Origin of the sequence: Ruegeria sp. R8_1 (genome assembly GCF_017743815.1) — a bacterium.
Lineage (GTDB): Bacteria > Pseudomonadota > Alphaproteobacteria > Rhodobacterales > Rhodobacteraceae > Ruegeria > Ruegeria lacuscaerulensis_A.
The window spans coordinates 80884-104870 of record NZ_JAGHRL010000003.1 but is presented as its reverse complement, the minus strand read 5'-3'; the positions used below and the strand labels follow the sequence as shown (position 1 = coordinate 104870).

Below are 23987 nucleotides of genomic sequence, written 5' to 3'. Positions count from 1 at the left end.
TGTTTCGGTGCGACGGATTAATTTTTAGGCGATCACGTTAACGACTGCCTTAAAATTAAACAAATACGACGGATCGAGGGAAATGATCTGTCAACCATTTGCCAAATTCTCTGCGATGCAGAAACCGTATGGGTGCCCACCACGGGGACGACCCCCGAGGGTGTGTGACGGCTGCGCGAATTGGACCTCGGACACAACCGCCACACGGAACGCAACAACAGTTGCGGGGATCAGGTAGAAGAAAGGCGCGCTGCTGCGCAAGCCCTCACCTGCGCCCTGCCAGGAGGATCTTTATGACATCTCTCAAATCCACACTTGCCGGTTCGCTTGTCTTTGCAGCCATGGCAACCGCCGCATTGGCCGAAGAAGACACGATCAAGGTGGGCGTGCTGCACTCGCTGTCGGGTACCATGGCGATCTCGGAAACCACGCTGAAAGACACCATGCTGATGCTGATCGACCAGCAAAACGCCAAGGGTGGCCTGCTGGGCAAACAGCTTGAGGCGGTTGTGGTCGACCCCGCATCCGACTGGCCGCTCTTCGCGGAAAAAGCGCGCGAGCTGCTGACCGTGCATGAGGTGGATGTGATCTTTGGCAACTGGACCTCCGTCAGCCGTAAATCGGTTTTGCCGGTGATCGAAGAACTGAACGGCCTGCTGTTCTACCCGGTACAGTACGAGGGCGAGGAATCGTCGAAAAACGTCTTCTACACCGGCGCCGCGCCGAACCAGCAGGCGATCCCTGCGACGGACTACTTCCTGGACGAGTTGGGCGTCGAGAAATTTGCTCTGCTGGGCACCGACTATGTGTACCCGCGGACCACCAACAACATTCTGGAAAGCTATCTGAAGGGCAAAGGCATCGCGGATGACGATATCTTCGTCAACTATACACCCTTCGGCCATTCCGACTGGTCCAAGATTGTGGCCGACGTTGTCGCGCTGGGCGCGGATGGCAAGAAAGTCGGCGTGATCTCGACCATCAACGGCGACGCGAATATCGGCTTCTACAAAGAACTGGCCGCTGCGGGCGTTTCGGCGGATGACATTCCGGTCGTGGCCTTCTCGGTTGGTGAGGAAGAACTGTCCGGTCTGGATACTGCAAACCTTGTGGGCCACCTGGCTGCATGGAACTACTTCCAGTCGGCGGACACCGAAGCAAACGCTGAATTCGTCGAAACATGGAAAGCCACCATGGGCGACGAGCGTGTGACCAATGACCCGATGGAGGCGCATTATATCGGCTTCAACATGTGGGTGAACGCCGCGACCGAAGCGGGCTCGACCGAAGTCGACGATGTGCGCGCCGCGATGTACGGCCAGGAATTCCCGAACCTGACCGGTGGTACGGCGGTCATGCTGCCGAACCACCATCTGGCGAAACCGGTTCTTATCGGTGAGATTCAGGAAGACGGCCAGTTCGACATCATCAGCGAAACTGACGTCGTGCCGGGCGATGCCTGGACCGACTTCCTGCCGGAATCGGCGGTTCTGATCTCGGATTGGAAAGAGCTGGGCTGCGGTATGTACAACACCGAGACCAAGACCTGCGTTCAGACGCTGTCGAACTACTAAACGACACGCAAGGCGGGTGTGATCGCCCGCCTTGCCCCCTAAGACACTCGGGTTTCACCACATGTTACGACTATTCCTTGCGGGCCTCGCAATCCTGTGCGCCTGCCTGACTGCCAACGCGCAAGAGGCCGGTCTGCAACCGATCCTGCAGGAGCATCAGGAGATCATCGCCAAAAGCTCGCGCAAGACGATCGGGCCCGCGATTGATGCGATTGCCAGCAGTGGTTTGCCGCAGGCGCAGGTGATGCTTGAGACATGGGCCGCCAAAAACGTGTGGATGCGCAAGTCCGACGGCCTGTTCTTTGCCGGGAAAAAGGGTGAGGGACGGTCCTATGAGCTGACCGATTTCGACACCGGCGAGGTTGTTGGCACGTTCGAGAAATCCGACCTGAAACAGTTGAAACCCAACAGCGGCATCCGCGCGATGATCGGCACGGCCTTGGTGCAATTCCAGCTGTCCGACCCGGATCGTGCAAAACGACTGGCTGCTTTGACATCTATCCAACGCGACCCCGAAGGCGCCTTGCTTGAGCCGCTGCGCGCGTCGATTGATGATGAGCCCGACGCCGATCTGAAAGCGCAGAAACAGCGGTTGGAACGGTTGCTGACCATCGGTTATGACGAAGATACCGCCGCGCGCGTGGCCGCGATCGAAGAGATGTCCGACGATCTGGGGGTCGACGTTCGCGCGGCGCTGAACCCTCTGGTCGTGACCAGGCTGCAGACGGCGACGGACCTGCCGTCAGATGTGAATATCGCTGGTGTTTTGCAACCCGGATCGGATGACCTGTCGCGCGATGCCGCCTATGACCTGCTGGTCGCCCGCGATCTGGCCGCGCCGCGTGTTTCACCCGATGACATCCGTGCGGCACTGGCCGCCAATATCGACGGAGGCCGCGTGGGCGGTGTTCCGGTCGCGCAACTGAACTCCGACGTGGCCCGTGCGCAGGCTTATGCAGCGCTGGCCGAAGCCGGAACTGTCCCGGGTTTGATCACGCAGGCTGACATCGACGCAACGCTGGGCGCGCATGTGTTCTTTGAAACCTATGCAGAGCCGTCGGGCGAAGTCACAGCCGCCGCCGAAAAGGCGCTGGACCAAATCGAACTGAAGGTCGGTCTGAACCAGACCCTCGACCTGACGCTGGATGCGATTTCTCTGGCGTCGATCTATTTCCTCGCGGCCATCGGCTTGGCCATCACCTTTGGCGTGATGGGCGTCATCAACATGGCACATGGTGAGTTCATCATGATGGGCGCCTATACCGGCTATGTGGTGCAGCAATTCATCTCCGACCATACGCTGTCGATCATCGTCGCCATTCCGATGGCCTTTGCCGTCACCTTCGCCATGGGCGTCGCGATGGAGCGGCTGGTGATCCGCTGGCTCTATGCGCGCCCGTTAGAGACGCTGCTGGCGACGTTTGGTATCTCGATTGCGCTGCAGCAACTGGCCAAGAACATCTTCGGCACGCAGGCCCGGCCGCTGACCGCGCCCGGCTGGCTGGACGGGGCATGGGTGCTGAACGATGTGGTCTCGATCAGCTATATCCGCATCGCGATCTTTGTGCTGGCGATGATCTTTCTGGGACTGTTCCTCTACATCATGAAACGCACGCGGCTTGGGCTGGAGATGCGTGCCGTCACGCAGAATCCGCGTATGGCCGGGTCGATGGGCATCAATCCGGGGCGGGTGAACATGCTGACCTTCGGGCTGGGCTCGGGCATCGCCGGGATCGCGGGCGTTGCAATTGGGTTGTTCGCCAAGGTCACGTCCGATCTGGGCAGCGACTATATCGTGCAAAGCTTCATGACGGTGGTTGTCGGCGGCGTCGGCAACATCTGGGGTGCGCTGGCCGGCGCGGGCATGATCGGCTTCCTGCAAAAGGGGATCGAGTGGATGAACCCGTCGAACACCCTCGCGGCGCAGACCTACATGATCATCTTCATCATCATTTTCATCCAGTTCCGGCCAAGGGGCATCATTGCCCTCAAAGGCCGCGCGGCGGGGGATTGAGCCATGGAACGCAGCTTTGTCGCCAAGAATCCATCTGTGCTGGTCTTTCTGGCCATCCTGTCCCTGTTCACCTTGGGCGTCACCGTCCTGTCCGAAGGGTTCGGGATCGGCGTGATCTCAACCAGTTTCGTCAAGACGCTGGGCAAAACCCTGTGCCTGTGCCTGATCGCCGTGGCCATGGATCTGGTCTGGGGCTTCACCGGCATTCTCTCTCTGGGCCATTTCGCCTTTTTCGGGCTGGGCGGCTACATGATCGGCATGTGGCTGATGTATGAACGCACCCGCCTGATCGTGGTCGAGTCGCTGTCGCAGGCAGAAATCCCCCCGACGTCATCCGAGGTCGTGGACGCCATCGGCACACAAATCTTCGGCGTGGTTGGTTCGTCCGAGTTCCCGCTGATCTGGGCCTTTTCGGACAGCCTGTTCCTGCAACTGGCGCTGGTCGTATTGGTCCCCGGTTTGCTGGCGCTGATCTTCGGCTGGCTTGCTTTCCGCAGCCGGGTCACGGGCGTCTACCTCTCGATCCTTACCCAGGCGATGACGCTGGCGCTGGCGCTGTACCTGTTCCAGAACGACAGCGGATTGCGCGGCAATAACGGCCTGTCGGGCCTGCAGAACCTGCCGGGGGTCACCGTCTCGCAGGATGTGGTGTCGGTCTGGTTCCTCTGGGCCTCGGCACTGGCCCTGGGGCTGGGATACATGCTGGCGGCATGGGTCGTGTCGGGCAAGTTCGGCTCGGTCATCCGCGGCATCCGCGATAACGAGGCGCGGGTGCGGTTTCTCGGCTACTCGGTCGAGGTCTACAAGCTGGCTGTCTTCACCCTGACGGCCTGTATCGCGGCCATCGCGGGGGCGCTGTATTATCCGCAGGCGGGCATCATCAACCCCGAGGAGATGGCCCCGATCGCTTCGATCTATCTGGCCGTCTGGGTCGCCATCGGCGGGCGCGGTCGCCTGTACGGTGCGGTGATTGGCGCGGCCTTTGTCAGCCTGCTCAGCACTTGGTTCACCGGCGGGCAGGCGCCGGACATCCCGCTGGGGTTCTACACAATCAAATGGGTCGACTGGTGGCAGGTGCTGCTGGGCGTGTCCTTCGTGCTGGTCACGCTGTTCGCCCCGCAAGGGATCGGTGGGCTGTTCGACCTTTGGTCCAACCGACGCGCACCGCAGCGCCACGGCGCGGCCCTTGGGCCCGATGAAAGCGCATTGCGGGAAAAGGAGGCCACGGAATGAGCACTCTGCTAGAAGTCAGCGGCGTGTCCGTCACCTTCGACGGGTTCCGCGCCATCAACAACCTGTCGTTTCAGATCGGCAACGCTGAGCTGCGCGCGGTGATCGGGCCAAACGGGGCGGGCAAGACCACCTTTATGGATATCGTCACTGGCAAGACCCGACCCGACGAAGGTCGCGTGATCTGGGGTGAGAAATCCATATCCCTGCTGCGAATGAGCGAGGCCAGGATCGCGCAGGCCGGTATTGGGCGGAAGTTCCAGAAACCCACCGTGTTCGAAGACCAGAGCGTGCAGGAAAACCTGCTGATGGCCCTGAAGAACAAACGCGGATGGCTGGGCGTGCTGTTCTACCGGCCTTCTGCAAGCGATCTGGACAAGGTCGAGGAACTGGCCGCCGAGATCGGCTTGAAGGACGAGTTGACGCGCAAATCGGGCGAACTCAGCCACGGGCAGAAACAATGGCTTGAGATCGGGATGTTGCTGGCGCAGGAGCCGCGCCTGCTTTTGGTCGATGAACCCGCCGCCGGCATGACGCCGCAGGAACGCGAACATACGACCGATCTGCTGGTACAGGCCGCCAAGACCCGCGCCGTGGTGGTGGTGGAGCACGATATGGAGTTCGTCCGCCGCCTGAACTGCAAGGTGACAGTGCTGCACGAGGGCTCGGTTCTGGCCGAGGGCTCTCTGGACCATGTGACATCAAATCAGGACGTCATCGACGTCTATCTGGGGCGCTAGGCGATGCTGAAACTGAACGATCTGACCCTGCATTACGGGCATTCGCAAATCCTGCACGGTATCTCGATGCAGGCTGCGCTGGGCGAGGTGACCTGCGTGATGGGCACCAATGGTGTCGGCAAGACCAGCCTGATCAAGGCGATTTCCGGTACCCACCCGCGTTCGGGCGGTGGGTTGGAGCTGAATGGCGAAGTGTTGCCGCCCTTACCCGCACATAAGATGGCATGGAAAGGAGTGGCGTATGTTCCGCAGGGTCGCGAAATCTTCCCATTGATGACTGTTCGCGAAAACCTTGAATCCGGGTTTGCGTGCTTGCCAAAGGACGAGCATTTCGTCCCGGACGAGATTTTCGATCTGTTTCCCGTCCTGAAGCAAATGCAAAATCGCCGGGGAGGCGACCTGTCAGGCGGCCAACAGCAACAACTGGCAATTGCGCGTGCCTTGATCACCAAACCCAAACTGCTTTTGCTGGACGAGCCGACCGAGGGTATCCAGCCCAATATCATCCAACAGATTGGCGATGTCATTCGGCATCTCAGAAGCAAGGGTGAGATGGCCATCGTTCTTGTCGAACAGTATTTCGACTTTGCCTACGATCTTGCCGACCGTTTTGTCGTGCTCAGACGCGGCTCCATCCTGATGGAAGGGGCAAGGCAGGACTTATCGCGAGAGCAGGTTTTGCAGGGCGTGACGGTCTAACGTCTAGCAACTTAAAACGAAAAACGCTGTACGGCCCCCAAGCGAGCGAGGGGCCGTTTTGCATTTTGTGGCTTAGGTTTTCCGGTCAACTTCGGAAATGTGCACTGGTTTTCGGTATTTTGCCGGGCTTTTGGGCTTACGCGAGCTGTCAAAACACGATTCGCGTGCGTGGCGAATCTGTAAATTTTTGTGTTTGGCGGTCATATTCAGCCCAACTCTGGCCACAAATCCGCCCAAGTTGAAAGAAAATTCCCGTTATGCGGGAAAACCTTTTCGTTTGGGGGGAGGTTCCATCGCAACTCGCTTGGTATCAATTTTGTTAACGGGGATGTGAACCTCGTGTGTGTGCGTTCATTTCGCACTTGGTAAAACAGTCTGGAGTACAAATTATGAAGAATTCAATTCGCAAGATTTTCCTGAAGCTGCGTGAAGACGAGCGCGGTGCGACCCTGGTTGAATATGGCATTGCCCTATTCGTTGCGATTGTTGTTGGTGGTACAGTGCTCACTCAGTTGGCCAACCAAACAAGTTCGAACTTCTCGGACGCGGTTGGTGCTGCGACCCGCTAACCAATCCTGTGCTACGACACGAGATTGAACAAGTGATACCTCATACATTGGTAAAGAAAAACCTCATTGAGGTATCAGTTTAAGCAGAGGCACCTATCGTAGGTTTGCGCTTGAATCTCGTACTCGGCTAAACATTATGGAGTATGACCTTATGAAAAATTCTATCCGCAAGGTTTTCTTGAGACTGCGTGAAGATGAGCGCGGAGCAACTTTGGTTGAATATGGCATTGCCCTGTTTGTTGCTATTGTTGTTGGCGGTGTGGTTCTGACCGGTTTGGCTAACGCGACTAGCTCGAACTTCTCAGACGCGGTTGGTGCGGCGACCCGCTAACCAATCTTCAATGATAGGTTAAAACTTTGATTCCCCGGCTAAAAGTCGGGGTGTCACACCAGAATTAACGGTTTTTCGTCAGTTCATCAGTCGGTTTGTTAATGAAGACAGCAATTCGCCCCAATCTGACGGCCTGAACCGACTTCGGAAATTGGAGGGCACTATGCGCGTTAAGTCTTTTTTGATGACATTCTTGGGTGTCGGTTTGGCAGGCGGTGCCGTTCTTATTGCCCAGGACCAAATTCAACGAAATCAGGAAGCCGCTGCAGACGCATCTATCGTCCGCGTTGTTGCAGTTGCTGAAGACATTCCATTTGGAACACCGATCGAAAGGTACAAGCTGACCACGATCGAATGGCCGGCAGAGTCGGTTCCGGCTGGTGTGTTTACCAACTTTGACGATGTTCTACCTGAAACCGGAGCAGATCCGCGTCGCGCGAAGCGTGCTTTGGCGCAGGGTGAGATTTTGTTGGCCTCAAAGGTCTCGGACTTTGGTGAGAAAGTCACGATTGTGCAGACGATCGGGGAAAACAACCGGGCGGTTGCCATCAGTGTTGATGCGCAAACCGGCGTTGGCGGTTTCGTCACACCTGGCGATTTTGTCGATATCGTGTTGACCCGCGGGTCCAACGATGAGCTGCGCGCCATTACCATTCTTCAAAACATTCGCATTATCGGCGTCGACCAAACTGCGGATGAGGAACTGGATCAACCCGGTATCGCACGGACCGTAACGGTTGAAGTAACGCCACAGCAAGGTCAGCGTTTGGCCTTGGCGCAAAAGGCAGGCCAGTTGAGCCTCTCACTGCGTTCACTGAACACAGAAGACGATGAGCCGCTCGAAGCAGTGCGCCTGAGCGATATTCTTCTGGAAAAGTCACCAGCAGAAGATGGTGAACCGCAGCCGATTGTCAAAGTACGTCGCGGTATTTCCGAGGTCGAGGAGTTCAGGGTGGAAAATCCCACTGCGGCCTCTGCCGAACAGGACGTCCCCGTCACGGACACGTCCGGGACAGTGAACTAAAGCACGGAGTGTTTGGGAGGGTTTGACAATGTTTTCGGTTAAAGAGTTCAAAAAAGAAGAAGACGGCGCAATTCTGGTTTTTGTTGGAATGAGCCTGGTTTTCATCTTCGGCTTTGTTGCGCTGACTTTTGACCTTGGCCGTGTCGTTTCCACCCAAACCGACCTTCAGTCCTATGCTGATCACGTTGCGCTGGCTGCCGCTGGTGAACTGGACGGCGAAGGAGATGCGATTACCCGGGCTGAGGCCGCTGCCGCTGCGATGATTGCAGACGAACAGTTCTTTGCCGAAGGCGATCGTGCATTGGCCTCGGCCGCAGACTTCGATATTCGGTTTTTGACCGGTTTGCCCAATGACGCGCGCGACGAAGCCTCTGTCGCCAGTTTTGTGACAACCGACCCGACTTTGGCCGTCATGGCTGAGGTTACCGCAACGCCCCGGACAGTTTTCCTTCCATTCTCGCGCGCTTTGGCAACTTTGCTTGGTGCGACCCCGCAAGATGCCGAGGTCAGCGCACAGGCGATTGCAGGTTTCACGGCCTACGCCTGTGATGTCACTCCGCTTATGTTCTGCATCCCTCCGGGTTGGACTGCTAACGCGAATATCGGATCCACGATCAAACTGCGCACTGGTCAGGCCAATGCCGCGTGGGGTCCGGGCAACTTTGGGTTCCTTGATCCAACTGATTTTGGCATCAATCCGGAGGGGCCATGTGCGGGGCTGAACGGCTCGAACCTGTACATTTGCCTGATCGCTGCTGAGGGTAACAAAGGTCGTTGCGTGGCGCAGCGGGGTGTTGATACCGAACCCGGTCAGCGCCAGGGCATTGGCGGAGCAATCTACAACTCGCGCTTTGACTATTTCACGTCGACCCTGAGCAACAAACGCAACGATCCCGCGTATGCACCGGGGCCGCAGGTTATTTCCGGTTGGACCCAATCCGCTGGCAACGGCAATGGAGGCGGCAATGGCAACGGCAATGGAGGCGGCAATGGCAATGGAGGTGGCAACAGCTGCATAAGCGGTCAGCCGACAGCTTCTCTGGACACTATGCCGTTCCCGCCGGATGACTGTTTTGCAACTGATACCTGTGGTTCGCTAGTCCCCAACAGCGGTGGTCGGTTTGGAAACGGCGATTGGTCCGATGGTCGTCAGGATTATCTGGATGTGAACTATGGCGCGGGCCTTGATCCTGTGAACAATCCGCTGCCGGTCAACAATTCCGTCGGAGCTGATGCGATCCGCAACCTGCCCGCCAATGCGACACGCTATCAAATGTATCTGGAAGAGATCGCGCAATTCTCAGGCGGTCCGATCTTGTCCAATCGCTCGGAAACAGGGCGCGCGCAGTGCGCCACGCCTGCGTCGACTGATCCCGACCGCCGCACGTTTATTCTGGCTGCGATCGACTGCGATGCGAACAACGTTCAAGGCCGTGCTGAAGATGTTCCGGTTGAGGAATATGTCAAAGGCTTCATGATCCAGCCTCTGGCGAATTCATCGGGTACCGATTTCGACATTTACCTTGAAGTGGTCGAACAAGTCGGCGGCGCCGGTCTGGGCGGCAGTGAAGATGACGGTATTTTCCGCGATGTCGTGAGGTTGTACCGGTGAAACGCTTGATCTCGCATATCCAACGCCTCAAGCGCTGTGAATCTGGCGCACCGATGGTCGAATTCGCGATGGTTCTTCCGCTGCTGCTGCTGTTCATTGCAGTGATTATCGAAGGCAGCCGGATCACCTGGGCGCATCAGGCTGCTGCTGCCGGTGTCCGCGATGCATCCCGGATGATCGCAAGGACGGCTCCGATTGACTTGTGCGCAGCGGCCACTGGACCGGTCACATTGGGCGGTGACTACGAAATAACAGCGACAGAAATCGTTACAAACCAGCTTGGCGGCACGTCTATCATGCCGGTTGGGACGTCTGTCGTGGACGTGATCCCCACCTGCCTGCGTCGTAATGGCGCCTATAGGGTCAACCCGGCCTCGGTGGTGGAAGTGACCGCTCAGGTTCGCGTCGAATTCTTGTTCGGCAACGTTTTCAGCTTGTTCGGTGGCGCTCTGGGCCCGTTGAACATGGAAATCTCGGATCAAAGCAGGGTGTTTGGCATATGACACGTCTGGTTAGCATCTTTCGCAAATTCCGTACGCAAGAACGCGGTGCAGCCCTTGTTGAAATGGCGCTGGTCGTTCCGATGTTCCTTCTACTGATGTTTGGCATCGTGGATTATGGTCGCCTGTACTGGTCTACAACGACGGCGCAGAAGGCGATGCAAAAAGCAGTGCGTCTGGCAACAGTTGGTCCAGCACAATGTGGAACATTGCCTGAGACGCATGAGTTGGTAAGCAATCCAACAGGCACTCCTCGGTTCGGAACCTTGTGCCGCGTAGGTGGCATCTGTGCAGTGCCGAACTTGCCTGCCCCGTGCCGTCTGGACACAAGCACTGCTTATGGTGAGCGTATCTGGGATGAAATCCAATCGCTTCTGCCACCGGGAACAACCCCGACGAATGTGCAGTTCGCCTATACTCACGATCCACGCCTGGGTTTTCTGGGTGGCCCTTATACGCCAGTTGTTACGGCCGAATTGATTGATGTGGACTTCGATTTCGTAATGCCGCTGGCCGGACTGGCAGCACTGGCTTCCAATAGCCCGGCGGTAACTTCAAACACCCCAAATAGTATTTCCCTTCCCGCGATGAGCACTTCGGTTCCTGCCGAAGACCTGGGCATCGGGGCAGCAGAGTAAGGAGAAAGATAATGAGTGGAAAACAGATTTCAGTATTGTTGATTTCGCCCGACGAAGAGATCTACTCGGCGATTGAAGGGTCTCTTGCTGAACAGGAGAACTGCCAGTTCACTGGCCGAAAAGATACGGTCTCGGGTGTGAACGGTTCGGCCATCTCGCTTACGGCGCTGAATGATGTGGTTCTGTTCGACGTCGAGGAAGACAGCGACAAAATGCTGGAAACAGCACAGAGCATCTGCGATGCGCGGATGCCCAACGCAATTATCATTGCGCTGGCCCCGGAAGATCTGCCGCTTGAAAAAGCTCGACAGCTTAAGAAATTGGGCGTCGATGACGTTTTACCCCGGACCGCGATCAACGAGGAGATCGTGCCGCAGGTTGATGCGATCCGGACTCGCCGCCAAGCTCAGTTGCCTGCGGTTTGGGGCGGTCATGCAACGCTGGGCAAAGTAATTGCCGTGGCAAAATCTCGTGGTGGTGTTGGTTCTTCGCTTGTGGCCGCAAATATGGCCAACGAGTTGCAGCAGAAAGAAGGTTTCTTCAAGAAGAAAGCGGCCAACGAGGTTGCAGTGGTTGATCTGGACTTCCAGTTTGGTTCCATAGCGGCCCTGATGGACGTGGAAGAAAGCGATGCCATGTGGCGCATGGCAATGGAAGAAAGCATTCCTGACACTGCGTTTCTGGATCAGGCGATGAGCAAAGCACCATGCGGTGTGGATGTTCTGGCAGCTCCATCACGTTATGGCCCGCTATCTGCCATCAAAGACGAACAGATTGACGCTATTCTGGACAGTTTGCGCCGGTCTCACGACTACGTTGTGGTTGATCTGCCGCGTGCTTTGGTCGAATGGATCACTCCGGTGCTCGCCCAGGCGGACAGGTTGTATCTGGTTACGGATGTGGCCGTGCCGTCGGTGCGCTCTGCCCGCAAGCTGATTGATTTTTATCACAGCGAAAACCCGGCTTTGGACATTCAACTGGTTGCAAGCCTTGAGAAAAAGCCCTTGTTCCCCGCGGCCCATCACCGCGCCGCGACCAAGCTACTTGAAAAAGACTTCTCGTATTGGGTGCCAAAGGACGAGCGTACAGTGCGCGAGTCCGTTGATCGAGGCGTTCCCTTGCAGGACGTGTCCAACCGGGCGCCAGCGACCCGGGCGATCAAGAAGCTGGCGGATGACACGCGGGCGTCTCTGCCGCCGCGCGTGAACAGCTGACGTCCGTTCCCCAAGCCGTGATGCAAGATAAAGTAAAAGGTTGAAAGAATGTTTCGTGAATTTGACAGAACGAGCCGTACAGCACCCAGCGCACCCAAGGTCGTTCCCTTGGATACCAAGAAGCTGGACTCTAACGTATCAGACATCGCAGCCTTTGAAGCCGAGAAAAAGGTCGTTGATCGCGAAAGACAGTTGGATCGCATCGACCTGAAGGCGCGGATGCACAACTCGCTGCTGGACAAGCTGAACCTCGCGGTCATCGACAAGGTTGAAGAGGACACTCTGCGCGGCGAGATTGGCAAACACGCTACGGATCTGTTGCGCCATGAAGGCCGTGCGATGCGCAGCGAAGAGATCAAAGAGCTTGTCGAAGAGCTAATGCATGAAGTCCTGGGCCTTGGCCCGCTCGAGCCATTGCTGGCCGACCCTACGATCAACGATATCCTGGTCAACGGCCATGAGCAGATCTTTGTCGAACGCGCTGGTATCCTTGAAAAAACTGAAGCCCGGTTCCGTGATGAACGCCACCTGCTGCGTATCATCGACAAAATCGTTAGCCGGGTTGGTCGCCGTATTGATGAACGTCAGCCTTGGGTAGACGCACGTCTCGAGGATGGTAGCCGTGTGAACGCTATTATTCGGCCTTGCGCGTTGGATGGTCCTGCCCTGTCGATCCGTAAATTTGCACGCGTTCCTTTGACGATGCAGCGTTTGGTGAACAACGGCGCCCTGAACGACAGTGCCGCAAACCTGCTGAGAGGGCTTGTTGACGCCAAGATGAATGTTCTGATCTCGGGTGGTACAGGCTCTGGTAAGACGACGATGCTGAACGCGCTTTCTTCTTACATTGGCGCGAACGAACGGATCGTGACCATTGAAGATGCTGCGGAACTCCAGCTGCAGCAGGAACATGTGCTGCGCATGGAGACGCGTCCTGCTGGTCTGGACGGAACAGGAGCTGTGGCGCAGCGTGACCTTGTTCGAAACGCGCTGCGGATGCGCCCGGACCGTATCGTCGTAGGCGAGGTACGCGGCTCGGAAGCTTTTGACATGCTGCAGGCCATGAACACAGGCCACGACGGATCGATGACTACGGTCCACGCGAACAGCCCAAGAGACGCCCTGTCGCGTGTCGAACAGATGGTTCAGATGGGTGGAATGGAACTGCCACATTCGGCCATTCGCGCCACTATTGCCTCGGCAGTGCACTTTGTTCTGCAGTTGAACCGAATGTCAGACGGTACCCGCCGCGTGACTTCCATTGCTGAAGTGACCGGCATGGAAGGGGACATTGTGACCATGCAAGACATCTTTGTCTTCAAGCGCGAAGGTAAAGATGAGAACGGCAAAGTTTTGGGACGGTTCAAGGCAACCGGTATCCGGCCGAAGTCGAGCGAAGCATTGGCCGCTGCTGGGGTAGACCTGTCCACCGTCCAGTTCACCTAAGGAGGCGGGTCATGTTCGAGCAAATTCGATCATTCTTTTCCAATCTCGATATCAACGGAATTGTTGGGCCCGAGATGGAAATCTTCGGTTTTGATGCGCGCTTTGTTCTCGCGTTGGCTGTTTTCCTGGGGGCTCTGATCGCATGGGAAGGGCTGCGGCAATTCCTGAAGCGGGGTGAAAACCGCGAAGAAGCGATCAATCGCCGCGTTCAGTTGCTAAACGAAGGTAAGAGCGGCGAAGATGTTCTGAACCTGCTTAAACCGCAGGAAGCCAAGCCATTGATCCGGAATTTCCCGTTCGTGGGGGATCTTCCGGCAGCGTTGAAAGCGTCCGGGTTAAACATGGCCCCCGAGGTGTTCCTGATGGCTTGTGCTGCGGCCTTTCTTGTCTGCGCAATTGGCGGTTCGCTCGTGTCCAACCCGGTGCAGGTTGTGCCAATCTCGGCCGTGGTTTTCTTGCTGGGCCCGCTTGTTATCCTCGGAAGCACGTTGAGAAAGCGTAAGGCCACGCTGATCAAGCAACTGCCTGATGCGTTGGACCTTATGGCCCGGGGTTTGAAAGTTGGGCATCCGCTGAACACGACGTTGCAGAGCGTTGCCGAAGAGATGCCTGATCCTATCGGCACCGAGTTCGGGCTGATTGTCGACCAGGTTGCCTACGGAGAAGAACTGCCGGATGCCTTGAAAACCCTTGCCGAGCGTATTGACGAAGAAGACATTCAGTACCTGGCCGTTGCTTTGATGATGCAGCATGGTACCGGGGGTGATCTTGCCGGAATCCTCAGAACTCTGGCGCGGGTTATTCGCGCGCGAATGTCGCTGCGCCGTAAAGTCAAGGCGATCTCGGCGGAAGGTCGAATGACCGCATTTATCCTATCCAGTATTCCCGTCCTCATTGCCATCTTTATGACGATCATGACACCGACCTATTACGGCGATGTTGCGGATGCTCCGTCATTCTGGCCGGTAATGGGGGTGATCGCGGTAGCGGTGGTTCTGAATGCCATCGTATTGTTTAAGCTGGTGAATTTCCGGATATAAGGAGTTTCCCCGATGGAATATATCAATTCTATTCTTGCTGACGAAATTGGGTCTCAAATCCTTTTGCTTGCAATTGTGATTCTTGGTGCAGTGCTTGCCTTTTTTGGAATTTCGTCCACGTTCAAAGAACGTTCAACCGCTGCTGATCGCATGGCGCCAAGCCGGCCGCGTCAAAATCTGGCTCGGGGAACGCCGGATAAGCTGGAAGGCGAAACGCCGACTGGCCTGAGCGCAGCGCTTATCCCAGCCGATGCAAGCGAGCGTCTCGAAGTTGGGCAGGTGCTAGCCAAGTCTGGCTTTCGCGGGAAGAACGCAATTGCGGGTTACTACTTTATCCGGTTGGGCCTGGCGACGTTTTTGCCGATGACCTTTATCTTTTTGCTCAACTGGCAGCCGCCGAACAACTTTGGCGCGCGGATCGCAGAGTATATGGGCGGTCTGGACATGCTGGCGACCCTAAGAAACGTGGTCATTTTGGGTGCGATCGGTTTTTACGTTCCTCATCTGTGGATGCAAGCCCGCATCAAAGAGCGCAAATGGCAGATGGAGAGCGCCTTCCCGAACATGCTGGATCTTCTGCAGATCGGGATCGAAGCTGGTATGGGATTCGATCAGGCTCTGCTAAAAGTGGCTGTCGAAATGCAGTTGGTTGCTCCGGAACTGTCCGAAGAAATACTGATCGCGTTAAGCGAGATTCAGGCAGGCCGGGATCGTGACACAGCTCTTATGCGTATGGCGCGTCGAACCGGGATCGAGGAAATGAGTGCTTTTGTAAGTGTCGTTCTTCAGTCGACCCGGTTTGGTGTTCCGCTTGCTTCTGCCTTGAACACGTATGCGGAAGAGATGCGGGAACTGCGTGAAGTGCGTGCTCAGGAAAAGGCCAACAAACTTCCCGTCCAGATGTCGGCAGTCATGGCCAGCCTGATGTTGCCAGCTATTGCTGGTTTGATCCTGGCTCCGATCGTGATTCGATACATGGAGACTTTTGGAAGCTAAGTCTGACTACGCATACTGAAGGACAGAATGCACGGTCAAAACCAGCCCCGAAGACCCGATCGCGATCCCCATTGGAAACTCTCGCGATTGGGCAGTTGATCTGAAGCGCGGAGATAGGGTTTTGGCATAACGCCGTACCAAGGCCATTCCAACAAGCCCCAGACCCATACCTGCGGCCAAGAGCAGTAAATAGTCGGGAATTGCTGGGCTTGGAACAATGAGAAACACGACAGGAAGCATCTTGGCGTCCCCGCCGCCCAGCCATCTGACTGCGAACAGGCCAAAGCAAAGCAGAAAGCACGCTCCGCCAATCATGAGGCGCATGAAAAACTCGTGCCAGTCCAGAAACGGGGCCGTGGCCACGAAGATGACCAGGCCGATGATGCAATAGGTGTTAGGAATTCGCAGCTGAGTGAAATCAGTCCACGCTGTAGCCGCAAACAGCGGCGCGAACAGCCATAGGGCAATCCAATTTTGCCAGTCTAATTCAGGCATTAAGCCCTTGCTTGATGCAGTTTCCCGTACAGCGCCTCGCGCTCTTCGACCGACACTAGTCTGCGTGCCAGCATATGGAAATTATCCAGACCGGTTTTCGAATAGATATGTTTGAGGTGTGTCCTGACAGTTGCAGGTCCAATTCCCAACTCAGCTCCGATACCTTGGGATGATATGCCGCGAGACACCAATACGCACACACGCCATTCGGCACGGGTAAGCCCCGCAGGGTTTTCGGTGCTCAGGATGGGCACTTCAATACTTGTCTTGCGGATGGTTGCGACGGTCTGCCGGGACAATGCCTCGGTCACAAGGCCAGCGCGCCGGCTCTGAAACGTCTCGGATAACTGTGGAGCAATCTGTTCGATTGCCTCCTTATAGCCGGGTTCGGGATTCTGACCAAAGTGCAGCTCAAGAAAGTCTATTTCGCCAGCCTGATGGTCCAGACACAGGAACAGGATGTCCGAGATTTTGCGATGCGCAATCCAATCCGTCAGGACCGGTGACAGTTTCGCAGGGTCCTCGCCATCTTCACGCAAACTGAAAACCGATGCCCTTTTCGGCATGTTGCGAAAAGGTCCAAGCGCGTCATTGGCATAGGACAAGAACAGAGGGCGGCTGATTGATGGATCGCGCATGTCCGAACGCGCGGCCACCCTGTGGGCGCCTTTGTTCAGCCACAAGCGGCTTATTACGGCGCAGTCTGCACCGAACGCTTCCACTATACCATTGAGAGCTGCGTCCAGAACAAGGCCGCCCTGACTCCAATGAATGAAATTTATGATTGCTCGTGCATGAAGCGCATTTGGCAGCCACGCTCCAGTTTGAGCCTTCCCCCCATTCATACGTCACCATTCCATACTAATTACAACAAAAATGCGGCTTACGCCAAAAGCGGACGAATGCCCACTCGATTCTTTAACGATTCTTTTGAAAGTCTAACGTACCACCTAAAAAATTAACTGAAAATTAATGGAACATAAATTTAGAGCAACGAACGAAAGTTGTGACTTTATGGCCTCCTTTCTGGGGACAAACGAGCGAGCTCCTTTAGACTGTTTCTTTCATGGCGTGTCAGGCGCTCTGGCTTGAGCTATTATGAGTGTTCATAATGGGATTTATGTCGGAACATAAACTCGTCAAATATTGGTAAGTTTAAGCTCTTCAGAATGTGCTCTCAGGTGTTTCAATGCGGCGCGGGCAAGTGTCATTGTGAGAACTCTTCGCATTTAGCCCGAAGGGTGCAACTTGAATCAGCGAGTTTGGTAGCGGTTTTAGGTTTTTGACAAGAATATTGAATTCACAATTAAATATCTGTAATTAAATAGTAAAAAAAATCAGAATGGCCAAACATTAACTGATTTTCTATTTTCTTGTGTATTTGTTTACTTAACATCGTTGCAAGTTTAATAGGTTGTTGAGAAATTTTCGGATGGGCCTCCATACTCATAGAACGCAGAAATGCGCCTTCACTCGCTGGAAGAGGAGCCAGAGAGTGAAAATTGGGAAATGGGAGGAATGAATGACTAACAAATCTGTCACACGCCGCGGCGTGCTGAAGTCCGGTGCCGTTGCGGGAACCGGTCTGGCCCTGCCTACGATCTTCACCGCTTCGTCAGCAGCAGCCTACACTAACGAGCCCACAGGGTCTTCGGTTACCCTTGGTTTCAACGTCCCGCAGACCGGGCCATATGCCGAAGAAGGAAATGATGAACTTCTGGCGCAACAGCTGGCGGTCGAGCATCTGAATGGTGAAGGCGATGGCGGTTGCCTGAACACCTTTACGTCCAAGGCGCTCAAGGGGAACGGTATCCTTGGTAAAAAGGTCGAGTTCGTAACCGGTGATACACAAACCAAATCGGATGCAGCCCGCGCTTCGGCCAAGTCGATGATCGAAAAAGACGGGGCCGTGATGATCAACGGCGGATCGTCCTCGGGCGTGGCCGTTGCGGTTCAGGGTCTGTGCCAAGAGGCAGGCGTGATCTTTATGGCGGGTCTGACCCATGCCAATGACACCACCGGTAAAGACAAGAAAGCCAACGGTTTCCGCCACTTCTTCAACGCCTATATGTCGGGTGCCGCGCTGGCGCCGGTGCTGGCGGCTGAGATGGGCAAGGAACGCCGCGCTTATCACCTGACAGCTGACTACAACTGGGGCTGGACCCAGGAGGAGTCGATTGTTGCTTCGACCGAAGCCTTGGGATGGGAAACGGTCAACACAGTCAAAACACCACTCGCGTCAACGGACTTTTCGTCCTATATCGCTCCGGTTCTGAACTCGGGCGCGGATGTTCTGGTTCTGAACCACTATGGCGGCAACATGGTGAACTCGCTGACCAACGCGATTCAGTTCGGCCTGCTGGATAAGGTGGCCAACGGCAAGGACTTCAAGATTGTCGTGCCGCTGTATTCCGAACTGATGGCCGCTGGTGCGGGCGAGAACATCAAAGGCGTGCTGGGTTCGATGAACTGGAACTGGCAGCTGCAGGATGAGGGCACCAAGGCCTTCGTGAAATCCTTCGGTGAAAAGTACGGCAAGCCGCCATCCAACTCGGCCCAGACCTGCTATGCGCAGGTTCTGCTATATGCCGATGCGGTCGAGCGCGCGGGCACGTTCAACCCCTGTGGCGTTGTCGAAGCGCTGGAAGGGTTCGAGTTCGACGGTCTGGGCAACGGTAAGACGCTGTACCGCGCCGAAGATCACCAGTGCTTCAAAGATGTGCTGGTCGTGCGTGGCAACGAAAACCCGACCAACGCCTATGACACGCTGGAAATCGTCGAGGTGACCCCGGTCGAGCAGGTGACCTATGCACCTGATCATCCGATGTTCGCCGGCGGTGACCTGGGTTCGTGTAACTCGGGCGCATAATCCGCGCCTCAGAATTTTCGACGAAAATTCTTGTACCTGGAACTGGGCTCTCCTGCTGACGCAGGGGAGCCTGCCTTGAAGGCAATAAAAGGGGGGGACAATGGACGCCATACTTCTTCAAATCCTAAACGGGCTCGATAAGGGATCGGCATATGCGCTTATCGCGCTAGGGCTGACATTGATCTTTGGCACGCTGGGTGTTGTGAACTTTGCCCACGGGGCGCTGTTCATGATCGGCGCTTTTTGTGCTGTTACCCTGCAAAAGCTGTTTAGCCTCAGCTTTCAGACCATCGATGAAACCCAGACGGACTTTCTGGGTAATCCGCTGAAGGTCGAGACACCTTATGTCGAGGCATGGTTCGGTCCCGAGGTCGGTGCGTCAATCATCGACTGGTCGGTGCCTCTGGCGATCTTGTTCGCGATCCCGATCATGCTGTTGGTCGGCTACGTGATGGAGCGCGGGCTGATCAAGCATTTCTACAAACGCCCCCATGCGGATCAGATCCTTGTGACGTTTGGTCTGGCTATCGTACTGCAAGAGGTCGTCAAGTATTTCTTCGGGGCTAACCCGATCCAGACCCCGCCGCCCGAAGCGCTTAATGGCTCTATCGATTTGGGCACCATGATCGGGTTCGATCCGAACGCAATCATTTATCCGATCTGGCGTCTGGTCTATTTCGGCTTTGCGGTTGCCATTATCGGTGCAGTCTTCTCATTCCTGCAATTCACCACTTTCGGCATGGTAGTGCGCGCCGGTATGGCTGACCGGGAAACTGTGGGCCTGTTGGGCATCAATATCGACCGCCGGTTTACCATCATGTTCGGGATCGCTGCTGCGGTGGCAGGACTGGCCGGGGTGATGTACGGGCCGCTCAATCCGCCGAACTACCACATGGGGATGGACTTCTTGGTCCTTAGCTTTGTTGTGGTTGTTGTAGGTGGCATGGGATCGCTGCCCGGTGCCGTGTTGGCGGGGTTCTTGCTGGGGGTCCTCGAGAGCTTTGCCTCGACCACTTGGGCCACGACCACGATTCCGGGCATCAACCAGATCATCATCTACCTTGTCGCCATCATCGTGCTGCTGCTGCGGCCACGCGGGCTGATGGGGCGCAAAGGCGTGATGGAGGACTAATCCATGTTTGGACTGAACAAAAAAGACACCGGGCTGCTGATCATCGTTGGGATTCTGACGCTGCTGGCCCCCTTCATCCTGAACCCGTTCCCGGCGGACAGCGCCATGGCGCAGTTCAACGCGGGCTACCCCGACCTGATGCAGCGGTTTGTGATCTTTGGCATCTTCGCCATCGGGTTCAACATCCTGTTTGGCCTGACCGGATACCTGTCCTTCGGCCATGCGGCCTTTCTGGGCGTGGGATCGTATTCGGCCGTTTGGATGTTCAAGCTGCTCAGCTATAACGTCATCCCCGCCATCGCGCTGAGCGTGGTGATCGCTGGGTTGTTCTCTTTGCTGATCGGTTATGTCAGCCTGCGGCGGTCAGGGATTTATTTCTCGATCCTGACGCTGGCCTTCGCACAGATGAGCTTTGCGCTGGCCTATTCGGTGCTGTCGAACCCCAAATTCAACCTCACCAACGGGGAAACTGGCCTTCAGGTCTATGCAGATGACCCGCAGATTCTGCAGGGGGCCAATGCGCCCGACCTGCCGCATCTGTTCGGATTACCCATGCGCGCGACCTACACGCTGGACGTTGGCGCGTGGAGCTTTGACTTCAACGCAGGCTACTACCTGTGTGCGGTGGTTATGATGGTCGTGTTTTATCTGGCGATCCGCATCTTCCGGTCGCCTTTCGGGATGATGTTGCGGGCGGTGAAGTCGAACCAGCAGCGGATGAACTACACCGGGCTGAACTCGAAACCCTATACGCTGGCGGCCTTTGTGATCTCGGGCATGTATGCCGGTCTGGCTGGTGGCCTGATGGCCGCGATGGATCCGCTGGCCGGGGCCGAGCGGATGCAGTGGACGGCCTCGGGCGAGGTGGTTCTGATGACCATCCTTGGCGGTACCGGAACGCTGATCGGTCCGGTTCTGGGCGCGGGCTTCATCAAGTATTTCGAGAACATCTTCTCGAAGATCAACGACAACGTCCTGCACAGCTGGTTTGCCTTCCTGCCCGACGGGTTGGAGGACGCGGTGGTGTTCATCATCCACCCGTTCATCGGTAAAGGCTGGCACCTGACATTGGGTATTCTGTTCATGTTGGTGGTGATTTATCTGCCGGGTGGCCTTGTCGAAGGCGGACAGCGGGTATCGAACTGGTTCAAACGTCGGAAATCCGGTTCGGATGATGCGCCTTCGGGCAAAACCGAGCCAGCGGAATAAAGGAGGCGACTATGGCAATTCTACGTGTAAAAGACGTCAGTAAACGCTTCGGTGGCCTAAAGGCGCTGACGGACGTGAACCTGAACGTCGAGGAAAATTCGGTTCATGCCATCATCGGCCCCAATGGCGCCGGCAAGTCGACCCTGCTGAACTGTCTTGTGGGTAAACTGATGCCGGACACCGGGTCGGTCCTGTTTGACAACAACTCGGTGCTAGGGCTCGAACCGTTTCAGATCAACCAGATGGGCATCAGCCGTGTGTTCCAGACCCCCGAGATTTTCGGTGAACTGACGGTGATGGAGAACATGTTAATCCCGATTTTCGCCATGCGAGACGGGGCGTTTCGGATGCACGCCTATGAGACGATTGCCAAGGAAAAGGATATCGTGGAACAGGCCGAAGCGATGCTGGTCGAGATGAACATGGCCGACAAGCGCGAAATGCACGCCGCCTCCTTGTCGCGTGGTGACAAACGTCGGCTTGAGATCGGTATGTGCCTGAGCCAGAACCCGCGTCTGTTGCTGCTGGATGAACCGACGGCCGGAATGGCGCGGGCCGATACCAACAACACGATCGACCTGCTGAAACAAATCAAGGATGAACGCGACATCACCATCGCGATCATTGAACACGATATGCATGTGGTCTTCAGCCTTGCCGAACGGATTACCGTGCTGGCACAGGGCACACCATTGGTGGAAGACGCGCCAGAGAACATTCGCGGTAACCCCAAGGTTCGCGAAGCCTATCTGGGCGAGGCAGCGTAAGGAAAAGCTATGAATCAGAAACCGGACTTTTCGAAAAACGCCAATATGGCCACAACTGCGCCCGCCTTTCTTTCGGTGTGGGATATGCACTCGTACTACGGCGAAAGCTACATCGTTCAAGGTGTCAGCTTTAACGTGCACGAAGGCGAGATTCTGGCTCTGCTCGGCCGGAACGGGGCTGGTAAGACCTCGACCCTACGCTCGATCGCGCGTCTTGGTGACCCCGAAGTGCGCCATGGCGAGATCTGGCTGGACCACCAGCCTCTGCACAACAAGACAAGCTACGAGGCCGCAGCGGCTGGTCTTGGTCTTGTCCCCGAGGATCGCCGGATCATCCCTGGCTTGACGGTCGAGGAAAACCTGCAACTTGCTCAGATTGCGCCACCGATTGGCTGGTCGCTTGAACGTATCTACGAGTTGTTCCCCCGTCTTGGCGAGCGCCGCAAGCAAGAGGGCGTGACCCTGTCGGGTGGTGAGCAACAAATGCTGGCCATAGCGCGTGCATTGGCACGCGACATCAAGGTTTTGCTGTTGGACGAGCCCTACGAAGGACTGGCCCCGGTGATCGTGGATGAGATCGAAAAGACTCTGATCCACGTAAAGCAACAGGGTATGACCACGATCATCGTTGAACAAAACGCCGTGCGTGCGTTGGAGCTGGCCGACCGCGCAATCATCCTGGATACAGGCAGTATCGTATTTGACGGCACTGCCAGCGAAGTGCTGGAGAATACGCAACTGCGTGAGGAATACTTGGCAATCTGATCCAGTTGGTTAACCGACAGATTTACAGAGTTAAGGCGGAGTGAGTGATCACGCCGCCTTTTTTCTGACCGCTGCAAACAGGGGGTGGATTAATTCAACGCGGTTTCAAAGGGTTAATGGCCACTACGGGAAACCCCCAATATGCCTTGGGCGCCAACGGAGTTAACCGTAAATCATCCAAGGTTTTACCAAGGACATTTCCCCCTTTGAGGGGCTGGCTTCTTACCCCCTCGGCCGGCCCCTCAGTCGTTTGGGTCAGGCCGTTTCTTCCAGTTTCGATATCGCTTGCCGGACCAACGAGGGCAGCTTTTCGTTGTGGTCGTAGTTAAGTGCATGCGGGATTTCGGAGACGGGTGACTTCCGATACCCTTCGGTGAACAGCAGAAACGGAACCTGCGCACGTTGCGCGGTTTCGGCGTCGACTTCGCTGTCGCCAATAAACAGACGCGGACCGGTCGGGGTGACGGCGGCGAAACTGGCGTGAAGATGCGCGGGGTCGGGCTTGCGTGTGTTCAGAGTATCACCGCCAAAGACGGTTTCGAAATGATGAGCGAGGCCCAAATCCCGCAAAATATCGCGGGCGGGGGCCTCGGGCTTGTTGGTGCAAATGCCCAACACGCATCCCATATCGCGCAGCTGCTGTAGCGCCTCGGAAACACCGGGATAGGGCACGGTCAGCGCACTGGATGCGGCGGAATAATGTGCAAGTGTACGCTCGGTCAGTTCTGCATGGCGATCAAGTGGCATGTCGCAATGCCTGATGACACGTTCGACCAATTTGGGAAGGCCATTCCCAACGAATTGCTGGATTGTCTCTTGTGGAAGATGGGGGCGTCCCTCGTCCTGCAGCATGCGGTTCGCGGCCGCCGCGATATCAGGCAAACTGTCGATCAGCGTTCCGTCCAGATCGAACATGAGCGTTGCAGTCATGGAAAACCTCGGGCGTTTGAATTGCAGCATCAGGCTTAGCCCGATCGCCAAAGCGGCGCAATTCCGCGTGGATAAATGAGGTTTGATTTTGACGCTTGACATACCTGAGTAAAATTATCAGATTAAGGATCAAGACACCAAGCCAACCCGGATTCGGGTCAGCCAGCCACTGAAAACGCGAACAGAAATCGGC

General features: G+C 56.2%; 23 protein-coding genes. 20 read left to right on the top strand and 3 right to left on the bottom strand.

The genetic code is table 11. From position 1 onward, the window contains the following. Positions 1-293 precede the first annotated feature (293 nt). From urtA to J7380_RS07730, 15 genes are all read left to right on the top strand, one after another. Entirely contained in the window at positions 294-1574 is a 1281-nt protein-coding gene (gene urtA / locus J7380_RS07800; RefSeq protein WP_209195228.1) for an urea ABC transporter substrate-binding protein, read from the top strand. Between the two features lie 61 nt (positions 1575-1635). Then, positions 1636-3588, top strand: a complete 1953-nt coding sequence (gene urtB / locus J7380_RS07795; protein ID WP_209195227.1) for an urea ABC transporter permease subunit UrtB — start codon at positions 1636-1638, stop codon at positions 3586-3588. Positions 3589-3591: 3 nt separating this feature from the next. Then, positions 3592-4821 (top strand): urea ABC transporter permease subunit UrtC, encoded by a 1230-nt coding sequence (urtC, locus tag J7380_RS07790; protein WP_209195226.1) that lies wholly within the window; start codon positions 3592-3594, stop codon positions 4819-4821. Continuing rightward, a complete protein-coding gene (gene urtD / locus J7380_RS07785; protein ID WP_209195225.1) occupies positions 4818-5558 on the top strand; it encodes an urea ABC transporter ATP-binding protein UrtD in 741 nt (246 codons plus the stop codon). Before urtC ends, urtD begins: the two co-directional genes overlap by 4 nt. Positions 5559-5561: 3 nt before the next feature. After that, the gene (urtE, locus tag J7380_RS07780) at positions 5562-6257 is read left to right on the top strand and encodes an urea ABC transporter ATP-binding subunit UrtE (RefSeq protein ID WP_209195224.1); all 696 of its coding nucleotides are present in this window, start codon (positions 5562-5564) and stop codon (positions 6255-6257) included. 389 nt (positions 6258-6646) lie between these two features. Next, entirely contained in the window at positions 6647-6826 is a 180-nt protein-coding gene (locus J7380_RS07775; protein WP_209195223.1) for a hypothetical protein, read from the top strand. A gap of 151 nt (positions 6827-6977) precedes the next feature. Continuing rightward, positions 6978-7157, top strand: a complete 180-nt coding sequence (locus tag J7380_RS07770; protein ID WP_209195222.1) for a hypothetical protein — start codon at positions 6978-6980, stop codon at positions 7155-7157. Positions 7158-7320: 163 nt separating this feature from the next. Continuing rightward, the gene (cpaB, locus tag J7380_RS07765) at positions 7321-8181 is read left to right on the top strand and encodes a Flp pilus assembly protein CpaB (RefSeq protein ID WP_209195221.1); all 861 of its coding nucleotides are present in this window, start codon (positions 7321-7323) and stop codon (positions 8179-8181) included. A gap of 28 nt (positions 8182-8209) precedes the next feature. Then, the gene (locus J7380_RS07760) at positions 8210-9793 is read left to right on the top strand and encodes a Tad domain-containing protein (RefSeq protein ID WP_209195220.1); all 1584 of its coding nucleotides are present in this window, start codon (positions 8210-8212) and stop codon (positions 9791-9793) included. Then, positions 9790-10296, top strand: a complete 507-nt coding sequence (locus J7380_RS07755) for a TadE/TadG family type IV pilus assembly protein (RefSeq protein WP_209195219.1) — start codon at positions 9790-9792, stop codon at positions 10294-10296. Before J7380_RS07760 ends, J7380_RS07755 begins: the two co-directional genes overlap by 4 nt. Next, positions 10293-10931, top strand: a complete 639-nt coding sequence (locus J7380_RS07750; protein ID WP_209195218.1) for a TadE family protein — start codon at positions 10293-10295, stop codon at positions 10929-10931. The genes J7380_RS07755 and J7380_RS07750 overlap by 4 nt, the downstream gene beginning before the upstream one ends. An 11-nt stretch (positions 10932-10942) precedes the next feature. Further along, positions 10943-12145: an AAA family ATPase gene (locus tag J7380_RS07745; RefSeq protein ID WP_209195217.1), complete on the top strand. Its 1203-nt coding sequence runs from the start codon at positions 10943-10945 to the stop codon at positions 12143-12145. 48 nt (positions 12146-12193) lie between these two features. After that, positions 12194-13591, top strand: a complete 1398-nt coding sequence (locus tag J7380_RS07740; RefSeq protein ID WP_209195216.1) for a CpaF family protein — start codon at positions 12194-12196, stop codon at positions 13589-13591. Between the two features lie 11 nt (positions 13592-13602). Then, positions 13603-14631 (top strand): type II secretion system F family protein, encoded by a 1029-nt coding sequence (locus tag J7380_RS07735; protein WP_209195215.1) that lies wholly within the window; start codon positions 13603-13605, stop codon positions 14629-14631. 12 nt (positions 14632-14643) lie between these two features. Beyond that, on the top strand, positions 14644-15627 hold the full coding sequence (locus J7380_RS07730) for a type II secretion system F family protein (RefSeq protein WP_209195214.1): 984 nt from the start codon (positions 14644-14646) through the stop codon (positions 15625-15627). 6 nt (positions 15628-15633) lie between these two features. Here J7380_RS07730 and J7380_RS07725 read toward each other — a convergent pair whose 3' ends face one another. Together J7380_RS07725 and J7380_RS07720 are read right to left on the bottom strand one after the other, a co-directional pair. Next, positions 15634-16122, bottom strand: coding sequence for a prepilin peptidase (locus J7380_RS07725; RefSeq protein ID WP_209195213.1), 489 nt, complete (start codon positions 16120-16122; stop codon positions 15634-15636). Beyond that, positions 16122-16778 (bottom strand): helix-turn-helix transcriptional regulator, encoded by a 657-nt coding sequence (locus J7380_RS07720; protein ID WP_209195212.1) that lies wholly within the window; start codon positions 16776-16778, stop codon positions 16122-16124. Before J7380_RS07720 ends, J7380_RS07725 begins: the two co-directional genes overlap by 1 nt. An 866-nt stretch (positions 16779-17644) precedes the next feature. Here J7380_RS07720 and J7380_RS07715 point away from each other — a divergent pair. The 5 genes from J7380_RS07715 to J7380_RS07695 all read left to right on the top strand — a co-directional run bounded on the left by J7380_RS07715 (position 17645) and on the right by J7380_RS07695 (position 22864). Further along, entirely contained in the window at positions 17645-18991 is a 1347-nt protein-coding gene (locus tag J7380_RS07715; protein WP_170353387.1) for a substrate-binding protein, read from the top strand. A gap of 100 nt (positions 18992-19091) precedes the next feature. Next, the gene (locus J7380_RS07710) at positions 19092-20123 is read left to right on the top strand and encodes a branched-chain amino acid ABC transporter permease (RefSeq protein WP_170353386.1); all 1032 of its coding nucleotides are present in this window, start codon (positions 19092-19094) and stop codon (positions 20121-20123) included. A 3-nt stretch (positions 20124-20126) separates the two neighbouring features. Next, a complete protein-coding gene (locus J7380_RS07705; protein WP_209195211.1) occupies positions 20127-21332 on the top strand; it encodes a branched-chain amino acid ABC transporter permease in 1206 nt (401 codons plus the stop codon). Between the two features lie 11 nt (positions 21333-21343). Further along, the gene (locus J7380_RS07700; protein WP_170751588.1) at positions 21344-22099 is read left to right on the top strand and encodes an ABC transporter ATP-binding protein; all 756 of its coding nucleotides are present in this window, start codon (positions 21344-21346) and stop codon (positions 22097-22099) included. Between the two features lie 9 nt (positions 22100-22108). Further along, positions 22109-22864, top strand: a complete 756-nt coding sequence (locus J7380_RS07695) for an ABC transporter ATP-binding protein (RefSeq protein WP_170353383.1) — start codon at positions 22109-22111, stop codon at positions 22862-22864. A gap of 255 nt (positions 22865-23119) precedes the next feature. Here J7380_RS07695 and gph read toward each other — a convergent pair whose 3' ends face one another. Then, entirely contained in the window at positions 23120-23794 is a 675-nt protein-coding gene (gene gph, locus J7380_RS07690) for a phosphoglycolate phosphatase (RefSeq protein WP_209195210.1), read from the bottom strand. Positions 23795-23987: the final 193 nt, after the last annotated feature.